This is a genomic window from Thermaurantimonas sp., assembly GCF_046299575.1.
In the GTDB taxonomy this organism is placed as follows: domain Bacteria; phylum Bacteroidota; class Bacteroidia; order Flavobacteriales; family Schleiferiaceae; genus Thermaurantimonas.
Window position 1 is genome coordinate 134,159 of sequence record NZ_JBKBHX010000002.1, and the last position, 23,444, is coordinate 157,602.

At 43.3% G+C, this 23,444-nt stretch carries 20 protein-coding genes; 16 read left to right on the forward strand and 4 right to left on the reverse strand.

The window, feature by feature from the left end; genetic code table 11:
* Positions 1-106: 106 nt before the first annotated feature.
* From paaB to ACK4EX_RS03095, 4 genes are all read left to right on the forward strand, one after another.
* Positions 107-394, forward strand: coding sequence for a 1,2-phenylacetyl-CoA epoxidase subunit PaaB (gene paaB / locus ACK4EX_RS03080; RefSeq protein ID WP_409769602.1), 288 nt, complete (start codon positions 107-109; stop codon positions 392-394).
* Positions 395-406: 12 nt separating this feature from the next.
* Positions 407-1,183, forward strand: a complete 777-nt coding sequence (gene paaC / locus ACK4EX_RS03085; RefSeq protein ID WP_409769604.1) for a 1,2-phenylacetyl-CoA epoxidase subunit PaaC — start codon at positions 407-409, stop codon at positions 1,181-1,183.
* Positions 1,184-1,308: 125 nt separating this feature from the next.
* Positions 1,309-2,451, forward strand: a complete 1,143-nt coding sequence (locus ACK4EX_RS03090) for a methionine aminotransferase (protein WP_409769606.1) — start codon at positions 1,309-1,311, stop codon at positions 2,449-2,451.
* Between the two features lie 5 nt (positions 2,452-2,456).
* Positions 2,457-4,493 (forward strand): M3 family metallopeptidase, encoded by a 2,037-nt coding sequence (locus ACK4EX_RS03095; protein WP_409769608.1) that lies wholly within the window; start codon positions 2,457-2,459, stop codon positions 4,491-4,493.
* Between the two features lie 549 nt (positions 4,494-5,042).
* Here the strand turns inward: ACK4EX_RS03095 and ACK4EX_RS03100 are convergent.
* From ACK4EX_RS03100 to ACK4EX_RS03110, 3 genes are read right to left on the reverse strand one after another with little or no spacing between them, the layout of a single operon-like run.
* Positions 5,043-5,846 carry an inositol monophosphatase family protein gene (locus ACK4EX_RS03100; RefSeq protein WP_409769609.1) on the reverse strand — a complete coding sequence of 268 codons (804 nt, stop codon included), beginning with the start codon at positions 5,844-5,846 and terminating at the stop codon, positions 5,043-5,045.
* Complete coding sequence (locus ACK4EX_RS03105; RefSeq protein WP_409769610.1) at positions 5,843-6,178, reverse strand: gliding motility protein GldC; 336 nt, start codon at positions 6,176-6,178, stop codon at positions 5,843-5,845. The genes ACK4EX_RS03100 and ACK4EX_RS03105 overlap by 4 nt, the downstream gene beginning before the upstream one ends.
* Before the next feature lie 3 nt (positions 6,179-6,181).
* A complete protein-coding gene (locus tag ACK4EX_RS03110) occupies positions 6,182-7,159 on the reverse strand; it encodes a DUF2268 domain-containing putative Zn-dependent protease (RefSeq protein ID WP_409769612.1) in 978 nt (325 codons plus the stop codon).
* A gap of 46 nt (positions 7,160-7,205) precedes the next feature.
* Between ACK4EX_RS03110 and ACK4EX_RS03115 the strand changes: the two genes are divergently transcribed.
* The 12 genes from ACK4EX_RS03115 (at position 7,206) to ACK4EX_RS03170 (ending at position 21,526) form a co-directional block, all read left to right on the forward strand.
* Complete coding sequence (locus tag ACK4EX_RS03115; RefSeq protein WP_409769614.1) at positions 7,206-7,877, forward strand: hypothetical protein; 672 nt, start codon at positions 7,206-7,208, stop codon at positions 7,875-7,877.
* A 4-nt stretch (positions 7,878-7,881) separates the two neighbouring features.
* Entirely contained in the window at positions 7,882-8,685 is an 804-nt protein-coding gene (gene nadE, locus ACK4EX_RS03120; RefSeq protein ID WP_409769615.1) for an NAD(+) synthase, read from the forward strand.
* Positions 8,682-9,389 (forward strand): toxin-antitoxin system YwqK family antitoxin, encoded by a 708-nt coding sequence (locus ACK4EX_RS03125; protein WP_409769617.1) that lies wholly within the window; start codon positions 8,682-8,684, stop codon positions 9,387-9,389. The genes nadE and ACK4EX_RS03125 overlap by 4 nt, the downstream gene beginning before the upstream one ends.
* Complete coding sequence (mnmA, locus tag ACK4EX_RS03130; protein ID WP_409769619.1) at positions 9,389-10,579, forward strand: tRNA 2-thiouridine(34) synthase MnmA; 1,191 nt, start codon at positions 9,389-9,391, stop codon at positions 10,577-10,579. The genes ACK4EX_RS03125 and mnmA overlap by 1 nt, the downstream gene beginning before the upstream one ends.
* Positions 10,580-10,583: 4 nt before the next feature.
* Complete coding sequence (locus ACK4EX_RS03135) at positions 10,584-12,158, forward strand: S8 family serine peptidase (protein ID WP_409769621.1); 1,575 nt, start codon at positions 10,584-10,586, stop codon at positions 12,156-12,158.
* Positions 12,155-13,120: an NAD(P)H-dependent flavin oxidoreductase gene (locus ACK4EX_RS03140; RefSeq protein WP_409769623.1), complete on the forward strand. Its 966-nt coding sequence runs from the start codon at positions 12,155-12,157 to the stop codon at positions 13,118-13,120. The genes ACK4EX_RS03135 and ACK4EX_RS03140 overlap by 4 nt, the downstream gene beginning before the upstream one ends.
* A gap of 104 nt (positions 13,121-13,224) precedes the next feature.
* The gene (locus ACK4EX_RS03145; RefSeq protein WP_409769624.1) at positions 13,225-16,725 is read left to right on the forward strand and encodes a gliding motility-associated C-terminal domain-containing protein; all 3,501 of its coding nucleotides are present in this window, start codon (positions 13,225-13,227) and stop codon (positions 16,723-16,725) included.
* A 57-nt stretch (positions 16,726-16,782) separates the two neighbouring features.
* Entirely contained in the window at positions 16,783-17,175 is a 393-nt protein-coding gene (locus ACK4EX_RS03150; protein WP_409769626.1) for an SPOR domain-containing protein, read from the forward strand.
* Between the two features lie 13 nt (positions 17,176-17,188).
* On the forward strand, positions 17,189-17,896 hold the full coding sequence (gene pyrH / locus ACK4EX_RS03155) for a UMP kinase (RefSeq protein WP_409769628.1): 708 nt from the start codon (positions 17,189-17,191) through the stop codon (positions 17,894-17,896).
* 10 nt (positions 17,897-17,906) lie between these two features.
* Positions 17,907-18,467: a ribosome recycling factor gene (gene frr, locus ACK4EX_RS03160; RefSeq protein ID WP_409769630.1), complete on the forward strand. Its 561-nt coding sequence runs from the start codon at positions 17,907-17,909 to the stop codon at positions 18,465-18,467.
* Positions 18,464-18,838 (forward strand): hypothetical protein, encoded by a 375-nt coding sequence (locus tag ACK4EX_RS03165; protein ID WP_409769632.1) that lies wholly within the window; start codon positions 18,464-18,466, stop codon positions 18,836-18,838. The genes frr and ACK4EX_RS03165 overlap by 4 nt, the downstream gene beginning before the upstream one ends.
* A gap of 132 nt (positions 18,839-18,970) precedes the next feature.
* Positions 18,971-21,526 carry a phosphoenolpyruvate carboxylase gene (locus ACK4EX_RS03170; protein ID WP_409769634.1) on the forward strand — a complete coding sequence of 852 codons (2,556 nt, stop codon included), beginning with the start codon at positions 18,971-18,973 and terminating at the stop codon, positions 21,524-21,526.
* A 329-nt stretch (positions 21,527-21,855) separates the two neighbouring features.
* Here ACK4EX_RS03170 and ACK4EX_RS03175 read toward each other — a convergent pair whose 3' ends face one another.
* Entirely contained in the window at positions 21,856-23,415 is a 1,560-nt protein-coding gene (locus ACK4EX_RS03175; protein WP_409769636.1) for a S41 family peptidase, read from the reverse strand.
* Positions 23,416-23,444 lie beyond the last annotated feature (29 nt).

Genomic DNA, 23,444 nt, shown 5'->3' on the forward strand with positions numbered 1-23,444 from the left:
CATGGTCTCAAGAGAACCTTTACTTCACTAAAAATCTATCTATTTCAACCATTCTTTTACCATTTCGATTGCTTCCGGTATCTTTGCGAGAAACTGTAGCCAACATATGTCCACTGATCAATGGCCTCTCTGGGAAGTATTTGTGCGGAGTAAAAATGGATTGAGCCATAAGCATGTGGGAAGCCTTCATGCCCCTGATGCACAAACAGCGATACTCAATGCGCGCGATGTTTATACTCGTCGGAGTGAAGGCACAAGCATTTGGGTAGTCGAAGCGCGTCATATACACGCCTCAGCCCCCGATGCGAAAGAACCACTTTTTACTCCTGCCGACGACAAGGTGTATCGCCATCCTACTTTTTACGACATTCCCGATGAAGTAGGTCATATGTAATTTGTTGTTTTAATGAAAAAAAATATCCATACCCAAGGAGCTGATCATCGTCTTATTTACACATTGCGATTAGCCGATTCTGCCTTAATTCTAGGACAAAGATTAAGTGAATGGTGCGGACACGGACCTGAACTGGAACTCGATATCGCTCTGAGCAATATTGCGCTCGACCAGCTGGGGCATGCACGCATGCTCTATCAATATGCGGCCCGTCAGCTCGGTTCTGGTGTTACGGAAGATGATCTTGTTTTCTTTCGCGATGCCAGTTCATTTCACAATCTGCTGATAACAGAACTGCCCAATGGTCACTGGGGCGATACCCTAGCACGCCAGTTTTTATTCGATACCTATAACTTCTATTTGTATTCGGCACTTTGCAAATCAACCGACGAAGACATTAAAGCAATTGCACTAAAAGCCATTAAAGAAATTACCTACCATGCCCAGTGGAGTGCCGAGTGGGTCATAAGACTCGGCGACGGTACCGAAGAGAGCCATCAAAAAATTCAAAAATCACTTGACGACCTTTGGATGTGGACAGGTGAGTTTTTTATGGCAGATGAGGTAGATATGAATATGGCTGATATAGGGGTCGGCGTAAATCCCGAAAGTTTAAAACCAGCCTGGGAGTCAAAAGTCAACGAAATACTCTCCATTGCTACACTTACTGTGCCTCAATGTACGTGGTTTCAAAAAGGCGGTAAACAAGGCCGTCACACAGAATATTTAGGTTACATTCTGGCAGAAATGCAGCATCTGCCCCGGATGTATCCCGATGCAAAGTGGTAAGCCTACATCGTCTTTGCCATATTCATTTTTTTAACCAAATACAGGTACCAATTATTAATTAGAAGTTTAATGTGTAAACTTTCTGCTTGTTGAAGCTTTATTTTGTTTGAAACTGGTGTTATTGCATGTTTTTTCCATCTAAGTTTCCGACACTTGCTACCACGATTTTCTCCAAAATGTCAGCTATGGCTGCAGAGTATGGAGCGGTAAATCTCTCCCAAGGGTTTCCTGACTTCCGCCCGCCAGAAGAACTGCTTAGCTGCATTCAGCGTCATATTAATACGCATTCACATCAGTATGCTCCCATGCCAGGCCTGCCGGCGCTTCGCCAGGCTATTGCAGAAATGCATCGTCGAACCCATGACACACTGATTGATCCAGATACTGAAATTACCATTACTGCCGGTGCTACCCAGGCTCTATTTGCTTTAATAGCTACAGTGGTATATCCAGGTGACGAAGTCGTTGTACTGGCACCTTCGTACGACAGCTATGCTCCTGCTGTAGAGCTCATGGGGGGAAGAATAGTTGAAATACCCCTAAATCCTGATTTCAGTCTTCCCACATTTGAAATAGCAAAAGTCATCTCGCCTAAAACTCGGCTTCTGATAGTAAATAATCCTCACAACCCGACTGGCAAAGTACTCACGCCGGTCGAAATGCACTTCCTCGAAAATATCGCGAATGAAAATCCTCATCTCATCTTCCTCTTCGACGAAGTATATCAGCATATTGTATTTGACGGATTTCAACATCTTACTGCCCTTTCCTATCCCGAATTGAGAAAAAGGGCTGCCTGCGTCTATTCCTTTGGAAAAAGCCTGAACGCTACCGGCTGGAAAATTGGCTACATTGTTGCCAACGAACACTTAACACGCGAGATCCGAAAGATCCATCAATACGAAGTCTTTGCTGTAAACAGCTTTATGCAAGCGGCCCTCGCAGAGTATTTACCTGATTTCGACCCGTTTGCCTTAGTTGCACAGCTGCAGGCAGCACGCGATTACCTTCTGGCACAGCTCGCCGATACCCGGTTTAAACCCATACCTTCACAAGGCAGTTACTTCCAGCTTTACGATTATTCAGAAATATCTGAACTCGACGACATTCATTTTACCGAATGGCTTGTCAAAGAAGTAGGAGTAGCTCTGATTCCTATTTCAGTTTTTTATAAAAATCCCCCAAAAAACCAGCGACTTGTGCGTTTCTGCTTTGCCAAACGCAATGAAACGTTGCAACTTGCCGCCCAACGCCTAAAAAATTTATAATGCGAATGAACGATTTTCAGAATCCTCTACTTCAACCATTTGAAGCTCCTTTTCAGATACCACCTTTTGAACGCATTCAACCTGAGCACTTTAAACCCGCCTTCGATCAGGCCCTTGAGGAAGCTCGCGTTGAAGTTCAGTCCATCGCCGAGGATAACTCAGAACCCACCTTCCAAAATACCATAGAGGCCCTCGAATATGCTGGGCTTCGATTGAATGAACTTTCAGAAATCTTCTTTAACCTAAACAGTGCTGAGACAAATGATCAAATTCAACAACTGGCCCAAGAAATAAGCCCCTTACTGGCTGAGTACAGCAACGATGTTCTGCTTAATGAACGCCTCTTCGCACGTATCCGGGCCGTGTATCAAAACACAGATCAGGATGCTCTCACACCAGAACAACGAATGCTTTTGCGCAAGACTTACCGCGCTTTCACTCGAAATGGTGCTCTACTCGACGATGAAAAGAAAAAACAACTGCGCCAAATCGACCAGCAGCTCGCTGTGCTCACTCAAAAATTTGCTCAAAATGTACTGGCCGATACCAATGCTTTCGAACTTTGGCTTTTGGAATCAGACCTCGAAGGCTTACCAGATTTCCTTCGCGAGGCTGCTAAAGAAGCAGCTATCCAAAAGGGAAAGCCTGACCTATGGCTCATTACACTTCAGGCTGACAACTATATACCCTTTATGACCTACAGCGCTCGGCGCGATTTGCGCGAGCGATTGTTCCGAGCTTACGGTGCCCGAGCCTATCATACCGAGCACGACAATAGCGATATCGTTTGCCAAATAGCTGACCTCCGTCTTAGGCGAGCCCAATTATTGGGCTTCGAAAGCCATGCACACTTCGTGCTCGTAGAGCGTATGGCTGGCACACCCGAGCGCGTCTGGAAGTTTCTAGACTTTCTGAAAACCCATTCGCGACCAGCCGCCCTCTCCGATACCGAAAAGCTTAGTAAACGCGCCCTTGCGGAAGGGCTCGACTCTCTACAGCGCTGGGATGTGGCCTACATTATGGAAAAAATCAAAAAAGAGGAAGTCGGAATCGATGACGAGCAGCTAAAACCCTATTTTCCCCTTCAGCAAGTTGTAGAACAAGGAATTTTTCAGCTTGCTCAACGACTTTATGGCCTACACTTCACCCTGCGCAGCGACCTTCCAAAGTACCATCCCGACGTACAAACCTACGAAGTTACTGACGCGAATGGCCGCCATCTGGCCATCTTTATGGCCGATTACTTCCCACGTCCGGGTAAGCGTGCTGGTGCATGGATGACGCAGTACCGAGGTCAGTACCGTTACCAAGGCCGCGAGGTACGCCCTATTATCAGCATCGTCTGTAATTTCAGCAAGCCCACATCCACCAAACCCTCACTGCTAACCTTCGACGAAGTACTCACACTTTTTCACGAGTTTGGTCACGCCCTCCACGGCATTCTGGCTGATACCACCTATCCATCGCTCAGCGGCACTAATGTTTACTGGGACTTTGTTGAGCTGCCCTCCCAAATCCTCGAAAACTGGTGCTACACCGAGCCTGTGCTATCGTCTATGGCGCGCCATTACCTCACTGGCGAGCCACTCCCAGTTGGAATCATCGATCGCCTCAAGCGCATGAAGACCTTTATGGAAGGCTATGCCACCTTCCGTCAGCTCTCCTTTGGCATACTCGACATGCATTGGCATCACACACTTTCTACTCCTCCTGAAGATTTAAAATCTTTTGAGACATATGCAATAGCCGATGTCGACCTCCTGCCACCTGTACCAGGCACAGCCATCTCCACTTCCTTCAGCCACATCTTCCACGGAGCATATGCAGCCGGATACTACAGTTACAAGTGGGCTGAGGTGCTTGATGCCGACGCCTTTGAGTCCTTTGAGCAAGAAGGGCTTTTCAATCCACATGTAGCCAAGCGCTTTCGCCAGTTACTTAGTGCCGGGGGCACAGTCGAGCCCATGGAGCTATACATCCGATTCAAAGGCCGCGAACCAGATCCAGCCGCCCTCCTTCGCCGAGCTGGATTGATAAAATAATTCTTTTTTCTGATTGTCATTTGGGCGTGCCCCTCACTTCCTTCGCTGCGCTCAGTCGTTCGGGTCGGGCTATCCGCTCATATTCGCCTCGCGGGTGGGGGCGGCACATTAGACTCTTCCAGAAAATTCAGCCCCCGAATTCGTCTGGGCTGCGTTGTCTGTCCTTACGGCTAGCCAGCCTCGCCCAGGTGCCGCAGTGCCCCATCCGCATCGGCTCATATCCGCTTCTATCCCTCACGCAGCAGCGGCCTTCAGCCGCCTTTTTTAAACTTTAACTTTAACTAATATTAAAACTTTTTCTGTGCCCTTCTTCGAGTTCTGCTGAAAACAACTCTTCCTCTTTTAATCCAATGGAACTAGAGAGGGGGCAGGGGGGGGAGTAATCATCGAGTTAAAGGTCAAAGGATAAAGGTTCAGGTGTTTGAACTTTAACTAAGACTAAAACTAAAAAACCTTTCCTTCGCCCTACTGCTATTCAGCAGGAAAATTTGGTTAAGGGTTAAGGGTTGTCAATTGTCAATGCCAAAATAACGTTGACCGTTTTTTAATCTACTTTACCAATCCGCTATCTCGCACTAGTTCCATAAAGTCATCATATACCCACGGCTGCCCGGCCACTATTTCACCACCAAACAAAAAGTTTTCACCTCCCGAAAAATCGGTTACTCTACCTCCAGCCTCTAATACGATCACGATTCCCGCTGCTACATCCCATGCACTCAGGCCATATTCAAAAAACACATCAAATCTACCTGCAGCCACATAGGCTAAGTCGATAGCGGCAGAACCAATCCTGCGTACCCCTCGCGTGCAATAAAATGTGCTGTTTATCAACTTCATAAATGCAGGCATTCGCCCATAGTCGCGATAGGGGAATCCCGTGGCGAGCAGTGCCTTATCGAGTCCGGGTTGAGTTCTAACCTGTATTGGCCGACCATTTTTATATGCACCTTCGCCTTTTATTGCCGAGTAAAGGTCATTTAATCCACAGTCGTAGATTACACCGACAATAGGTGTCTTACGATGTGCCAGCCCGATGCTAACGGAATAAAACGGAAGACCGTGAATAAAATTGGTGGTTCCATCTAAGGGATCAATAATCCACACATATTCATAATCACCTGATTGGCTTACAGTGGCCTCTTCTGTGATAAAACCAGCCTCCGGCAGAATGTGCTTTAATTCATTGACAATCAGCTCTTCTGATGTTTTATCTACATAGCTCACAAAGGAGTTTAACTCCTTTATTTCAACGCTTTTTTCCGAAAAATTTCTTTGCTCGTTTTGAATGAATTGCGCTGCTCTTTGGGCTACGGCCTCTACTTTTTTTACTAAATCTCTGAGATCAATCATTCTTTATCAGACAATTTGAGAATTTTAAGCAGTCTTTTTCCAAATTCTTCTATCACCTCGGCGGCTTCGTCATCGCTGGTAGCCCTGCGCAGTATAGTAGCAGAAGTCACAATGTTTTGATGGATAAATTTTTTCATAGCATCTACGCTCATGTCTTTAGTCCACAAGTCAAGGCGTAAGGTTTCTTGCTTCGAATCGTCCCAAAGGGTCAAAAATGCGGCTTTTGCATCGGCGTGAAACACTCCTCCGTCAGGTGCATTCCATTCGATGCGTTCAGGTATCTGATTTTCGTCGAGCCAGACATCGAGGGTGATTTTTGCTTGTTTTTTCATTCGCTAAGGTTTATAATTTGCTTGGTAAAAAATGGTATTATAGTCAGTTGTATTTATCAAGTCTTTCAGAGTAACTTTTTTATTTTTTCGCATATATTGGCTCACAATTCTATATCCAACCCATCTCCCAAGTCTTCCAGGTATTTGATTATCGAATTCCGTTCCCATCTTAGTAAATGGAGCAGGGTCAATAAAATTCTTTTTTGTCATGTAATTTACATCAAAAAGTATCTTATTATTAACAAAATACAACCAAATATTTCTCTCGTTTTCTTCACAAAAATCAAGTTGTTCTTTTGTGTATTTAAAAATGGTGTATTCCTTTTCTTTTGGCAGCAATTTTCGAGTAATGTACAGTTTGATTCCTTCGCGAATCATGTGTGAAAGCAGCGTTTCTGAAGTTTGCTTATTCTCACTTATCAGAGATTCAGTAATGGCATAGGCTACATCTATGGGAATAAACTTTCTGTCGTGCTCTCGAGCTAGATATCTCGGCTGATTGCTATAAGCTGGATGCTCTTCACCTAAATACAAATCGAGAGCAATAAACAGTAGAGAGTCACTAAAAATTACAGGGTAATCGTAGTCTAAATGCGATATGTATGTGAACAAATAAAATTTTTTGAATGGAGGATTAAAGTGGTATTTATATCGCTCTAAAATAGGTACTATTTGCTCTATTTCTTTTTTGATATCTTTAAACGAATCTCCCACATGGGAATAAAGTACAAGATGAACAGAATCCATGAGAACATTCCTCCAAAATTCGTCGTCTGTGTTAGTAAAAAAGGGGGCATATACCTCTTTTAATTTTGGCAGGCTATCAAATACATTTTCTGGCGAAAGTTTGAAAAAATCCTCCTCAAATCTCCCTACTATTAATTCAACTTTTTCCCTGAAATCTTCCTCTTTGGCACAGCGGTTGAAAAATAACAAAAAGGACACCGATAAAAGAGTACAATATTTGATTATACGAGTCATCTGAGAATTTGAAAATACTTTTGTGCAACAAAAATCCATTCGATCGATGAGTTTTTCAAAGTTCCGTTACGCTTTGTACATTTTTTTGTTTTTAAGCTCATTTACAGCGTTTTCTCAAGTAACTAATACCTACAGATTAGGTATTTATGGAGCCTCAACTATTACCTGGATACCCTTTGACAACGACCTTTATCGAGGTCCAGCGCGAATGGGATGGGGATTTGGATTTTTGTTTAATCGCTTTCTGAACAGCAAAAATGCCTTTGCAGCTGGACTTGACATTGGCTCCTTATATCACCACATCACTTATCCGGCGTACGACAGCATGATCGTCGGCAATCCCCTTATTAATGTTCGCATTAAAAACGACTTTCAATTTTTTTCATTTCCCGTTTCCTACCGAATGTTTTGGGGCCAGCTGGGCTATTACAATCCTTTTGTCAACTTTGGGTTTAACCTCGGATTTCGTCGCCGGCAAACGGTCGAATATGTACCCAACTACGAAAGTTTTAATCGAAACATCAACAATGGAATTTTATTTAATCTTCTCATAGGTGTAGGAACTACCTACGAAATAGCAGAATCTACCGACCTGTTTTTCGAAGTTTTATTTAACAGAAGCCTGTTAAACAACATAAAAGAAACATCTGTTCCACAACTTAGAGGTGAGCAACCTCGTTTTTCATTTATCACAGTCAAGGCAGGATTGTTGTTTTAGGAATATGAATGCAGAAAGAGTAGCAAAGTACATAGCCGATTGGCTTAAAGAGTATGCTCTAACGGCGGGCAGTAAGGGATTTGTGGTCGGTATTTCAGGCGGAATAGACTCTGCCACAGTATCTGCTCTGTGTGCTCGCACAGGTTTAGAAGTTTTGGTCATTACTATGCCCATCCACCAGGAGGCAAGCCAGCTTGAACGCGCTTCGAAGCACATCGATTGGTTAAAATCGCACTATCCCAATGTTAGATCCATAAAAGTGGATCTAACCAAAGTATTTGATGACCTTGTGGCAACCTACCAGGCTGATACAACTAACCACCTTGTAAATCATTCTTTGGCCAATACACGTTCGCGACTCCGCATGGTTACCCTCTATTTCTATGCTCAGGTCAATGGATTACTTGTGGCCGGTACGGGCAATAAGGTTGAGGATTTTGGAGTAGGTTTTTACACAAAATATGGCGATGGAGGTGTTGATCTGAGTCCTATCGCTGACCTCATGAAGTCTGAAGTGTATGCCTTAGGCCGGTATTTGGGCATCATTGATGACATCCTGAATGCACCTCCCACCGATGGACTTTGGCACGACAATCGCACCGACGAACAGCAGCTCGGTGCCACTTATGCACAGCTCGAGTGGGCTATGCAAATGGTAGAAGCCGGAAAATCGCCTGAAGACTTCAAAGGAGAAGAACGCAGGGTCATAGAAGTTTTCCTGTCACATCATCGTCGCAACAAGCATAAAATGGTTCCAATACCCGTTTGTAAAATTCCTGAATCCATAAAAAATTCGTTCGCCAATTGAGATACTTGCTTATTCTTGTGGCATTAATATTATCAAGGTTAGGAATTGCCCAAACGGATGAGGTATTTCATGATGCCAAAGGACGTAAAACCGGATATTGGAAAAAATATTACCCAAACAAGCAATTAAAATTCGAAGGCCGCTTTGAAAACGATATCGAAGTTGGGGTTTTTAAATATTATCACGAAAACGGAAAATTAAAGACAGAAAACACCTTTAGAGGTAAAACGGGAATTTGTTATTCAAAACAATATGACCAAAACGGCCGTCTTTTGGCCGAAGGAATCTACAACAAACGCCAAAAAGACAGTGTTTGGACATATTACAACGAACAAGGGGTAAAGATTTCTCAAGAATCTTATGCAAATGGAAAACTTCATGGTCCTGTAATTACTTATTTTCTCAACGGAAAAGTGGCAGAGCGTATTGAATATTTTAATGGTGTCCGCCAGGGCATTTGGGAGCAATTTTTTGAAGATGGCAATCGCAGTATTTCAGCCACCTACAAGGCAGGTAAATTGCACGGAGAGGCAACGTATTATTCTGTATTTGGCTCAGTGCGGGCAAAGGGTACTTACCTTGACGGAGTGCGTCACGGCGATTGGTTTTTTTACAACGACGAAGGTCGCCCGGAGCGCAAAGAGACCTATCAGAACGGATTTTTAGTGCGCATGGTTGAATATTCTAAAAAATCAGCCCAATAATGGCTCGTGTAGTAGTAGGCATGTCGGGCGGTGTAGACAGCAGTGTAGCTGCTTTGCTACTCCAGCAACAAGGGCACGAAGTCATCGGTATTTTCATGCGCAATTGGAACGATGAATCCGTGACTCTCAACAACGAATGCCCGTGGGTAGACGACAGCCAGGATGCACTGATGGTTGCCGAATCGCTCGGAATTCCTTTCAGAGTGATCGATTTTAGCGAAACGTATAAAAAGAGGATCGTCGACTATATGTTTGCCGAGTACGAGGCTGGCCGTACACCCAATCCCGATGTGCTCTGCAATCGAGAAATAAAGTTTGATGTGTTTCTCGAAGAGGCTTTAAAACTAGGTGCAGATTTCGTAGCAACGGGCCATTATTGTCGAAAGGAAGTAGAGACATCAGCAAGTGGAACTGAAATTCATCGCCTTTTAAAAGGTGCAGACCATACCAAGGATCAAAGCTATTTTCTCTGCCAAGTGAGGCAATCACAATTAGCTAAAGCTCTTTTTCCCATTGGCCACCTACAAAAATCGGAAGTTCGAAAAATTGCTCAGCAGCACGGTCTGATTACGGCAAATAAAAAAGATTCACAGGGATTGTGTTTTATAGGAAAGGTTAGCCTTCCAGAATTTTTACAACAACAGTTAAAACCCAAAAAAGGAAAAATCATTCTAATTCCTCCACAAGCTCTGCACGTTGCACATTATACGGGTACAGAGGAAATCACCCTTGAAAATCTGGAAGGGTGGGCTACTCCTCCTTTACTCACAGCCTCAATGGGTCAAACAATAGGCGAGCACAGTGGAGCACATTACTTTACCATAGGCCAACGCAAAGGGCTTGGCTTAGGAGGTATGAAATTGCCGCCTTTTGTGATAGGAACCGATGTGCATGAAAACATCTTGTTTGTAGGCGAAGGCGAAGATCATCCTGGACTATACCGCAGCGCCTTGAAAATGAAAAATGAAACGCTTAACTGGATAGTTCCGGAAGAACAATTACTACCCGGCGAGCGTAAAAAGTACATGTGTAGAATCCGTTATCGTCAAGAGCTTGAACCTGCCACACTTTATGTTTTCGAAGAATACAGTTATCTACTTTTCGATAAGCCTCAAAAGGCCATTACTCCCGGCCAATTTGCTGTGTGGTATGAAGGTGAGTATTTAGTGGGTAGCGGTGTAATTCATTAGAAACATGAAAAAAGTAATTATTATCATTCTTTTCGCACTGGAGTCGATAGCTTATGCCCAGCAGCATTACATTGTTTATTTAAAAGATAAAGGCAGTAATGATCATTTGCTTACAGATCCTCAAAAGTTTTTAAGTGCACGCGCAATATTGAGAAAACAGGCGCACAATATACCCATCGATGCTACTGATCTTCCTGTTTGTAACCATTATATAAGTGCGGTTTCGGATGTCGTCGGAACGGAAGGTAAAATTTTACAAAAAAGCAAGTGGCTCAATGCGCTTTTTTTGAGTACATCTGAGCACAAAATCAATCAAATAGCTCAATTGCCTTTTGTATCTCATGTAGTACCCTATGCACCCAAAATTTCTGTTACTGCACGTACGCAAATTGTTAATCATGGCCTCAGCAAGCCTCAGATAGAAATGCTGAAAGGGCAATATCTTCACAATCAAGGCTATTTAGGTCAGGGTATGCTCATAGCCGTTTTCGATGGCGGATTTTTTAATACAGATAATGCTTCTGTATTTGATTCACTCTACCAATCTGGTCGATTAAAATTCACGTATAATTTTAATAACAACAGCACAAACGTGTACTTTCCCGGTTCGCATGGCACTTCTGTATTAGGTGTCTTGGCCTCTTATGCACCGGGACAAATGGTAGGTACTGCGCCAAAGGCAGATTACATTTTGCTCCAAACAGAATTCGAACCGACCGAAACTCGACAGGAAGAATACAACTGGCTCGCTGGAGCTGAATTAAGTGATTCGTTAGGGGTAGATGTTATCAATTCTTCATTGGGCTACAGCACATTCGATAATCCTGCAGATAACTACACAGTTGCACAGCTCAATGGACAGACTGCTATAGTAACCCAAGCGGCTCTTTGGGCTGCGCGAAAGGGAATGCTTGTTGTGAATTCAGCTGGCAATGAAGGCAATAGTAGCTGGCAGAAAATCCTTTTCCCGGCAGATGCTGACTCAATACTGGCTGTAGGTGGAGTAAACAGCGCCGGACAGCGAGTCAATTTCAGCAGTATGGGACCAACGGCGGATCAGCGCATAAAACCTGATGTCGCAGCTCAGGCCTTTCAGGTATTTACAATCAACAGCAGCGGGAATGCAACAACTGCCAACGGAACTTCCTTTTCAGCACCCTTGATCAGTGGCCTTGCAGCTTGTCTTTGGCAGATGTATCCGAACAAGTCGTTTTTCGACATTCGAAATGCCATTATGCTCAGCGGTCACAAGGCGTCAAATCCAGATACATTGTTGGGTTTTGGAATTCCTGACTTTCAGCTTGCAGCTCAGTTGCTACTGTCTCAATCCGAAATGGAAGACCATAACCAAAAAATTAGCATATTTCCTAATCCAGTAAAAGATATGCTTCAAATAAAAATTCCAGAATCTACTGAAATCAGCGATATTAGGATTTACGATGGATATGGTCGGCTTTTGAAGTATTTTAATGACGATTATGGTGGTGGTATAAATGTATCATCCCTTACTTCAGGGATATACTTTATCACTTTTATTTTTAACGGCCAAAAAATCACGAAAAAATTTTTAAAGCTTTGATAGAAAAGAGATTTGATTTTTCACAAAACAGAGTTTGTTCCCTCTTTGGAATTCGATATCCGTTGATTCAGGCTGGTATGATCTGGGTAAGTGGCTGGAAGCTAGCTCGGGCAGTAAGCGATGCCGGAGGATTGGGGATTATAGGAGCAGGCAGCATGTATCCTGACGTTTTGAGAGAACATATCCAAAAATTTAAAGCCCACTCTGACAAGCCTTTTGCCGTAAATGTGCCAATGCTGTATCCTGATTTAGACAAAATTGTGGATATCATCATTGAAGAAAGAGTTCCCATTGTCTTTACTTCAGCCGGTAATCCAGCTACCTATACCCCAAAGTTTAAAGACAATGGTCTTAAGGTAGTTCATGTAGTGAGTAGTGTAAAATTTGCCCTTAAGGCACAAGCAGCAGGTGTAGATGCCGTGGTGGCTGAAGGCTTTGAGGCAGGTGGCCACAATGGCAGAGAGGAAACTACGACAATGGTTTTAATTCCGGCAGTCAGACGTGAGGTTGACATTCCGTTGATTGCTGCAGGAGGTATCGGGTCCGGAGCCTCCATGATGGCTGCTATGGTTTTAGGCGCTGAAGGGGTGCAGGTAGGTTCCCGATTTGCCGCATCTGAAGAAAGTTCCGCTCATCAAGCCTTTAAAAAAGCGATTGTAAATGCCAAAGAAGGAGACACCATACTGACGCTTAAAGAATTAGCTCCGGTACGTCTGATAAAAAACAAGTTTTACGAACAGGTGAAGGCTGCATATGAACGCGGTGCCACTGTGGCGGAGCTAAAACAAATTCTCGGCAGAGCTCGTGCAAAAAAAGGTATGTTTGAAGGCGATCTGGACGAAGGCGAGCTCGAAATAGGTCAAATTTCCGCCTTAATAGACGAGATAAAACCAGCAGCTCAGATACTTCAGGAAATTATTTCGGAATACAATGAATTAAAAGCTGCGATTAGAAACTCATAGGCAATCGCTAATTAATAAAAATTGGAAATTAATTCCAGTATTTGCATCAAGTTTTTGCGGTTTATTGTATCTACTTTTAATTTGTATCAAATAAGGTCTATCAAATGAGGATGCGCAAAATTTTACTCGTATTCATAATCCTATCTCTCTCTTCTTTTTTTACCCAACAAATTAATGCAAGTCATATTCGAGGTGGAGAAATCACATGGCGCTGTGCACCCAATGGTGGTTGGATTTTCACTTTTAAAATCTACGGAGAATGTGGTAGTACTGTAATAAATCAGTTTGAAACTAGCCTTACTCAGCAGCTTCAGATCCAGAATTATCCAACATTAGGTGGCGTCACGAATTTTACAGTAAACCGCATCAGCAGACAAGATATTTCACCAAAGTGCTGGAATCCAAACTGGGAATGGCGCTGTACACCAAATAATCAACCTCCCTACAATGGACAGAATCCACAATGTCCTCCTCAATTTACGCCTTGCAACTGGAATGGACAATCATACGGTGCCGTGGCAGAATTTGTTTACGAATCCGCTCCCATAATGCTGACAGGAACCCCTCCTTCACAAGGATGGATTGTAAGCTGGAATGTATGCTGCAGAAACAATTCGATAAACATTGTTGGTGCTTCATCCCAGAGTGCCTGGTTTCGCAGTGTTATGCTTCCCAAACCTAATCTTACGGGCACAGGATTTATGAACGCTTCTACTTGTTACGACAATTCACCACAGTTTCTTGAGCCTCCTGTTGTTGTAATCTGTGCCGGCAATCCTCAGATATACAGCCCATTGTCTTTCGATAAAGACCTTGATCCCGTACAGTATTCCTTCGCAAACGGACTTGGTAATAACGGTACTCCTATGGCATGGGCTACTGGGTACTCAGCTAATCAGCCATTTCCCACAAATGCTCCAAACGGACCCACTACAATAGATCCAAATACAGGAAGTATTACAATCAATCAGATAGGCAACATCACAGAAGGTAACTATTTGCTTGTAATCAGGGTTACATCATTTTGTGGAGGAGTGCCAATCGCAGAGGTATACAGGGATGTTCAGATCTCGATTGTGAATTGTCAGAAAATACCAGGCAATCCTCCTAACAATGCCCCCACGCTTACCATTTCACCCATCGGAAATTTAAATTACACACTTTCAGGTAATAATCTGACGGTATATGCAAAAGCTAAAGATACCATTCAGTTTAACCTGCTAGCTCAGGACGTTGATCTGAATCCCTTACCTCCGACCAACATTCCTGCCATACCACAGCAGGTACGTTTTTTCGCTGCCGGTGGTCAGGTAGGTGCTAATTTTACGGATACGAATAGTTGTGATTTTCCACCTTGCGCTGTGATGCATCCCGGACCAGGTCAAACCGGCTATACAAATCCGGTTAACAACGCGATTAAATTTTTCTGGAGAACTGATTGTAATCACCTCAGTAGTAATTCGATATGTGGTATTACAGGACTAAATGAATATGTCTTTACCCTTCGAATGTCCGACAATTATTGCCCGTCGCCGGCAATTGCCATCGCTACAGTAAGGGTAATCATCAATGCTTCATCCGCTGATTCAGCTCGTTTACACTGTGTAAACCGACTGAACAACAATGGGGTGTATCAACTGAACTGGACGCCTCCTCAAGATACAGGTTATAATTTTAATTACTACATCGTTTACGGTAGTCCTAATCCTGCTGGCCCTTATGTTCCGCTCGATACCTTATATGGATGGGCTACCAACACATACACAACACAGCCACTTACACCGGCAATTGGATGGAGCTTTTATGTGGCTTCGAACATGGGATGTAACTACAGCTCAAATTCCGATACTCTTCGAGCCATTGAACTCAATTTGAATGTATTCCCGCCAAACAACGGTCAGTTTGGCCAAATGACCTGGAACGACATCAAAGTAAATGGAAGTTCTGACAAGTTCTTTTCCATTTGGGCTGAAGTACCCAAAGGTTCGAACAATTGGGTAAAACTCGATTCTACCAAGCTCTTTACCTACACCGATACAGTTAACGCCTGCGGAGATACAGTCGCATTTCAAATACGCGCTCAGCCTGATAGCGGATCTACTTGTTTTGCCTTTTCCAATATCAGCGACGGTTACTTTACAGATATATCGAATACCGATACAATGAACATCGTCTATGTGACGGTAAATAATAACAAGGCACAAATCGACTTTCTACCCAGTAAATCGGGAGATGTGGTAAAATACTACATCCTAAGCGGAAATCCTTTTACAAATACCTGGTCAATAGTCGATACACTTGACTTAAATGACCCACTGCCGCATGTATGGCAGGCTTCAAATGCAGGCAATCAGATTGAGTATTTCCGTGTGATATCAGCAGATAGCTGCGGAAACTTCTCGGACGACCAGGTAGTTCAATGGCACAATACCCTGCTAATAAATTATATACTTAGGGTTTGTGATGGTACAAATACCCTTTTCTGGAATCGTTATAACGGCTGGGGCAATGACCTGGTCGGTTACGAAGTGTATGCCGACATAAATTCACCCATTCTTGGAAACTTGCCCAATCAGTTGCTCTTTACTGGTACACCAAACGATACTTTCTACGTTCAAACAAGTTTTGAAGAAGGAGCTGATTATTGCTATCGGGTCGAAGCCATACATTCGAATGGACTAAGGTCAGTTTCACAAATTACCTGTATGAATCCTGGTGTACTTATTCCGTCAAGTCTAATGTATATTCCTTATACTGAGGTAAAAAATAATGCAATTCACCTTGAATTCTTCTACGATGGTAACGCCGACATTCGAGAGTACGTGCTCCAAAGAGGTCATTCAGCCAATGGACCCTTCTACGAAATCGTCAGATTCCCGCATAATACTGTACCTCCCTTCAGACATACATTTACTGATAACAAGGTGGATATCAATCAATCGTATTTCTACCGAGTCGTAGGGGTAAATAATTGTGACACCATCGGCGCAGTATCAAATCACGCTCGCAACATTGTGGTAAAAGCCAAAGCCTTGAGGAGCGATGTAAACAGAGTTCATTGGAATCCATACACTGAATTCAATGGAGGAGTATTCCAATATCAAATATTGCGTAAAGTGGGTGAATTCGGTGCTTGGCAATTATTGCCCGTTGTAATAACAGGCACCGATACAATGTATCTTGACGACATAAAGTCGTTTGAAGGTTCAGAAAATCTTTATTGTTATAAAGTAATTGCCGTCGAAGGCACTAACACATTGCCCATACCTCCGGGATTTGGTCCTTTTGTAAGTACTTCAAACGAAACCTGCGTCAATCAAAAAGTTAAGCTCTTTGTTCCAAACGCTATAAGACCAGGTTCGCCAATATTGGATAACAGGATTTTCAGAGTTCAATTTAAATACCTCGATATCACAAGATTTAGCATGCAGATTTTCAACCGGTGGGGCCAACTGATGTTTGAAACCGACGACCCAGACAAAGGTTGGGATGCCACTTACGAGGGAAAAGAAGCACCTGCCGGAGTGTACACATACCTTATTAAATATGCGACCCCTGGCGATAACGAGCAGGAAGAACGAGGTACTTTTACAGTAATTAGATAAAATTTGATATAACTTTGGCCCGCTCATTGAGCGGGCTTTTTTATGCTACACCGCGTCATGAAAAAATTATTCTTCGCATTTTTTCTTACCCTTTTGTCCCTTTTTACAGCAAATGCTCAAGTAAAAGAAGAAATGAGCGAGACGACACGGCAAATTTTTATTAACTATAAAAGGAGATTTGAAAATAAAAGTCGAGTTACAGGGTATAGAATTCAGCTTTTTACCGGAAACAAGCAATCGGCTGACCGCATTAGAGCTCAGTATTTAGCACAAAATTTACCTTACCCAGTCTATTTGGTTTTTGAAATGCCAAATTACAAAATTCAGGTAGGCGATTTCAGAGACCGAATTGAAGCCGAGGGCGTACGTGAAAGCCTGATGGGAACATTCAACGGAGCATTTTTGGTGAGAACCTCGATCACTCCTTATTTAAAAGTGGCTAATTTTTAATCACACAAAACGAATGAGATATAAACGTGTACTACTAAAATTGAGCGGTGAGGCTCTGATGGGAAGTCAGAACTACGGTATAGACCCTAAACGACTTAAAGAATACGCAAATGAAATAAAAGACGTTGTTTCTCAAGGTCTTCAGTTGGCCATCGTCATCGGTGGAGGCAATATTTTTAGAGGTGTCTCAGGGGCGGCTACCGGTATGGACCGTGTGCAAGCCGACCACATGGGTATGTTAGCCACAGTAATTAATTCTTTAGCGCTTCAATCAGCCCTCGAAAATGAAGGCATCTATACCCGTTGCATGTCGGCCATTGAGATGAATAAAATCGCCGAACCCTTTATTCGTCGGCGTGCCATCCGCCACCTGGAAAAGGGTAGGGTAGTGATTTTCGCTGGCGGCACAGGTAATCCCTACTTTACAACAGATACAGCCGCTACTCTTCGGGCCATTGAAATTGATGCCGAAGCTATTTTAAAAGGTACTCGAGTAGATGGAATTTACTCTGCTGATCCTGAAAAGGACGCAAACGCAGTAAAATTCGACGCACTTTCTTTTAAAGAAGTTTACGAAAAAGGCCTGAATGTAATGGACATGACAGCCTTTACCCTTAGCCGTGAAAACAATCTGCCCATAATTGTCTTCGACATGAATAAGCCAGGTAACCTTAGAAAGGTAATTTTTGGCGAGAATATTGGTACAATTGTCAAAAATTAATACTTGTAAAATGGACGAAATACAACTCGTACTCGAAACAGCCGAAGAGAGCATGAAAAAAGCTCTCCATCATTTGGAAAAAGAACTTGTAAAAATTCGAGCTGGTAAGGCAAATCCCGCTTTACTCGAAAGTATAAAACTTGAATATTACGGTGTGATGAGCCCATTAAACAGTGTGGCCAACATAATGGTACCCGATGCTCGCACCATCACCATTCAACCTTGGGAAAAGAAAATGATTCCCGAAATCGAGCGCGCCATCATGAATGCCGGTCTCGGCCTAAATCCGCAAAACAATGGCGAAATGGTCATTATTAATATTCCACCCCTGACAGAGGAGCGTCGTAAAGAACTTGTAAAACAAAGCCGAGCTGAAGCAGAACATGCCCGAGTGGGCATACGTGCTGCTCGTAAAGAAGCTAATGACGAACTTAAAAAACTCCAAAATCAGGGAATTGCAGAAGATGCCATAAAAGACGCTGAAGAAAAAGTTCAAAAACTCACTAACCTCTACATCTCAAAAGTCGATCAGATGCTTGAGAAAAAAGAGGCTGATATCATGACTGTATGAAAAATTTCTTATATGCCGGGGCTTTTGCCCTGGCTTTATCACTTTTAAGTTGCGCACCAGCCATCAGTGTAGAGGATGGGGATACCCTTACAGTGTACGTAATTAATTATTCCATTCAGGATTTTGAGCCTTATCTCGACTGCTCAACAGTACTTTCAAAAAATTCAACTGAGCACAAAAAGTTGGTAAAACTGGTCGCTGACCTTAGCGACGATTCTTTTGAAAATGAAGATGGCAGCAATTATTACGCTATTACAATAGCAGATGCCACAGGAAGCCAGAAGGCAACAGTCACCATACCTCAAGGTGGTGGAGGGCATTCGAAAAGTAAGAAGCTCTTTGAATTGCTAGATCAAATTTGTATCTATTAAATATCTGCACATTAGGTATCCTTTAAAGGCACTCTTTCAGACGATCAAAAAAGAGAGTTTTGATCCTTGAGATTCATCAAAATTGGTCAAAAAAGCTTTTAAATAGTATTTTTGACCAAATCGAGCCTTTCTATGGATTTTTCAGAAGTGTATGATAAATACGTCTCTCTGACATACCACCTATACAATAGCCTTTTTCTAACATTACCTTATCCCGGTATACAGGCTGCCGGTCCTTATGTGCCCATTTTGTACAAAAAATCGTTAGAGGGTCTTGCAGCGGGTAAGTCACCTGAAGAAATATTACAGTACTTTTTTGATGATCACTATCCTACAGATAGTGAGGAAGAGAAAATTGATTTTCTTTTCAGAGTTGTTCAGTACATAGAGCGGCAAGTGGTATTATTTGATGCCGTTGAAGATGCAGCTTTTGAAAAACTTCACGATTTACAGGGCAAAGGCACTTTATCATTTCTTATCGAAGAGGCAAAGGCCGAAAATTCACTGAGCGCTTTGGGCAGAGTTTTATCCACTTTTGGTGTTCGGGTGGTTCTTACTGCACATCCTACGCAGTTTTATCCGGGGCATATACTCAGCATCATTACCGATATGGAGCAGGCCATTCGCAAAGGCAGTCCTTCAGATGTAACAACGTTAATGCGGCAGCTCGGTCTCAGTGCTATGTATCGTCGCAATAAACCCACTCCACTGGAAGAAGCCATTTCGCTCATTTGGTATCTGGAAAACATTTTCTACGACGTTAACGCTCAAATTCATCAATTGCTTCTTGAAAAAGTGCCAACCTATACATTCAATCCTAAACTCATTACGACAGGCTTTTGGCCCGGAGGCGACCGCGATGGAAACCCGACTGTAAAATCAGACACCACCATCGACACTTGTAAACGACTGAAAGAGAGTATACTGAGATGCTATTTGCGCGATGTGCGCACTCTTAAGCGCAAGCTCACATTTCCTGGTATTGACCTCAAAATTCGGGAAATCGAGCTTCGCCTTCAATCAACCATTTATCGTCATGACGACAATTACTACAATCGCCCAGATGAAGTAATCGCCGATCTGCAATACATTCGGGAAGAACTTCGGCAGAAATTCATGAATCTCTATTGTGACGATGTAGATGCCCTCATCCGTCAAATTCTAACTTTTGGCTTTCACTTCGCTCCCCTTGACATTCGTCAAGACTCACGGGTACATCGATCGTGGGCATTTGAGTTCTTATCGTATAGAGGTCTTGAACAAAATTATAAAGCGCTCTCTTCCATAGAGCAAAAGCTCGAGTTCTGGTGGAACCTGGAGTGCAACCTCCTTTCTGACGAACTGCTCTATTTATCACCAGATCTGGCCGACGTTGTAAGACTCATCAGGGCATTGCCTATGATCCACATCAAAAACGGTCCAATGGCCATCGAGCGCTACATCATCTCAAATACCCAAAACGCAGAAGACCTCGCCATCCTAAAATTTCTACTTACAGCAGCAGGCAGCGACTTCTACCTTCGCATACAGCCCATACCTCTCTTCGAAACGGTAAAAGATCTAGACAATTCTGAGCAAATTTTAACTACACTGTTTAATCACCGCGGTTACCGGCAATGGATTGCTGCACACGGCAATCGCCAAACCATTATGCTTGGCTTCAGCGATGGCACCAAAGATGGTGGTTACCTAAAAGCTAACCTCGCAATTTACCAGGCCAAAGTCGTCATCACTCGACTCTGCCGCACTTACGGCATTGAACCCATCTTTTTCGACGGTCGCGGGGGTCCGCCTGCCCGTGGCGGTGGCGACACGCATCTCTATTATGCCGCCCAAGGAGCTGATATCGCTTGCAGTGAAATTCAGCTTACCATCCAGGGTCAAACCATTTCTTCCAAATTTGGCAACCATCAAGCTGCACGATATAATCTTGAGCAACTCCTTACCGCCGGAGTTGGTCGCTATCTCTTCAGAAATTCTACACCCACCCTCTCAGACGAAGATGCCCAGTTTCTCTACCAACTTGCTGACAAAGCTTACAGCAAATACGAAAGCCTGAAAAATCACCCTGCTTTCTCTGACTATTTACTCAAAGCCACCCCTTTGCCATACTATGCTGAAACCAACATCAGTAGTCGCCCTGCCAAACGCGGTCGTACCGATAAACTTTCACTCGACGACCTTCGCGCCATTCCCTTCGTTGGAACATGGGCACAGATGAAGCAAAATGTTCCTGGCTATTACGGCTTCGGTACAGCCCTTCAAACAGCAGTTGAGGCCGGTCACGGTCCTCGCCTTAAAGATATTTTTCGCCATTCCAGATATTTTCGTGCACTTGTCTTAAACAGTATGCAGTCTTTGGCCAAAACTCGTTTTGAATTAACTGCCTACCTCAGGAATGATCAACAATTTGCCGAAATCTGGTTTGATTTAAAAAACGAAGCCGACCTCACGCGCTCTATGCTTTTGTATATCAGCGGCTACAATGAGCTGCTCGAAGAGGCCCCTACCAATCGCAAATCCATTACCATGCGCGAAGAGATGATTTTACCCCTGCTCATCATTCAGCAGTACGCCCTAATGCAGGTGCGAAAACTTTCTGAGTCAGACCCTCAGCGCTCTGTTTATCAAAAACTTATAGTGCGATGCTTCTTTGGCAATATCAACGCCAGTCGCAATAGTGCGTAAAAAATTTTTTTCTCTTACGCGCACTTTCAATGGGTGCACCGGCCGAACTATCAAAAGTTAAAAAGTTGATGTGAGGGGACTCTGATGGAGTCGAAATTGCTGGTAAAACTGAAATATTTTGACTAGGAATGCTTCGCTACTTTATTTCAGCTTAGCATCGCTTTCCGCCAATGACCTTTCGCGGGCTCACGCTTTAAGTATCCTTAATGCAGGCGAAAAAATCAAATTTTCAATCAAGATTGATGGCCATTAAAAAACTTCTAAATCGTAAACCATTTACAATAAAAGCACAGTATTGCACTTTATTAAGCGATTTAAAGCTTAAGTGATTAATCTGCACGTGTACGTTCTTTTGTTAGTTGTGAGTTGAACTGCTCTGCAATAGTCAGTACAATCGGGTCATTCATTTTAATCACTTTTTTTCCCGCTTGAGGCCCATAGAGCATGTAGGCCAAGGTAGCCTTTACGTGTAAAATGCTGAAGTCTTTCATTTCTTGAGAGGCAGCCTCGGTCGAGGCATTTTTTCGCATACCCATCAGCTGCAGTGCCTCTTCAAAAGTTGGTTTAAAATCTTTTAAAAAACGTTCAAAGCCCATATTCTTCCAAGATTCTCCATTTTTACTGACGTACTCAAACATTATTTCACTCGGATTTATCATGTACTGCATGCTGTGGGCAAAGTGATGTAGCTCTTTGTATTTCAAGTTTATATCAGGTTGTATTCCACCTCTTTCCAGCAGGGTTTTTCCGTTTTTCGACGTGTGAATTTTTCTATCACCGCTGTTTTGTTTGTGAATTTCGGGCAAATAAGGTGATTGAATGGAACGCCCAGACGGGGTAAAATATCTAGCCGTAGTAATCCGCACACGGCTACCGTCGGGCAGAAGGCTTTCTTCTTGTACCAGCCCTTTGCCAAAGGTAGGTGAGCCGGCAATGAGCCCTCTCGAATTGTCTTGAATAGCTCCTGCCAATACTTCGGCTGCAGAGGCCGTACCTTCATTTACAAGCACTACAAGCGGCAACTTTCTGAAGCGCCCATCGCTCACTGCTTTTACCGCCTCCCTGGCTTTGGAGCGATCTTCTACGATCACCACCGTATCGTTCGCCGACAGAAATTCTCTGGCCACGCGTACAGCTTCAATCATGAGCCCTCCCGGATTGTCTCTAAGGTCTAGGATCACTCCTTTTGCCGTATCAATACGCAGTTTCTTCGCTTCTCGTAAAAAGTTTTGATAGGTGTTTTCTGCAAATCGCTCGATACCAATCACAGCAATACCGCCGGGCAGGTAAAAACCTTCATTGACCGATGGCACTGCAATCCACTCTTTTTCAAGTGTTTTGGTAAATTTCGAGTTTTCTCGTAGCAACGTAATTCGAATTTTATTGCGCTTAGGATTTCGTATAAGCTCGATAATTTTTTGTAAGTTACCGACATAAGGGGCTATTGTAAGGTTTTCGCCATCGATGGTCAGCAGTTTGTCGCCGGCTTTAATTGCAGCACTTGCAGCTGGTGAGCCTGGAAATACGGTGAGTACCACTGCTGTATCTTTTACTATTGTAAATTCCATTCCGGCACCGTAATACCTACCTGTGATCTCTTCCTCAATGTCGCCAGACTGTGCTGAGTCGATGAAGGACGAGTGCGGATCGAGCCTATGCAAGATGTCATTAATAGCATAATCCATCAGAGAATCTACATTCACACGCTCGACATAGTTGTTTTCTATTAATGCAAAAATTCGCTGAAGCTTATTGAGGCGATTTTCAGATAAGGAAAATTTATTTTGGGTGGGAGCTTGATTTTCAGAAATAAAAATGCCCAACCAAACCCCCGCAATTGCAGATAAGGCTGCATATAAAGGCCAAAAGGTCGAGCGTTTTGATTTCATATCGGACTTCGAAACATTTTTTTAACGAA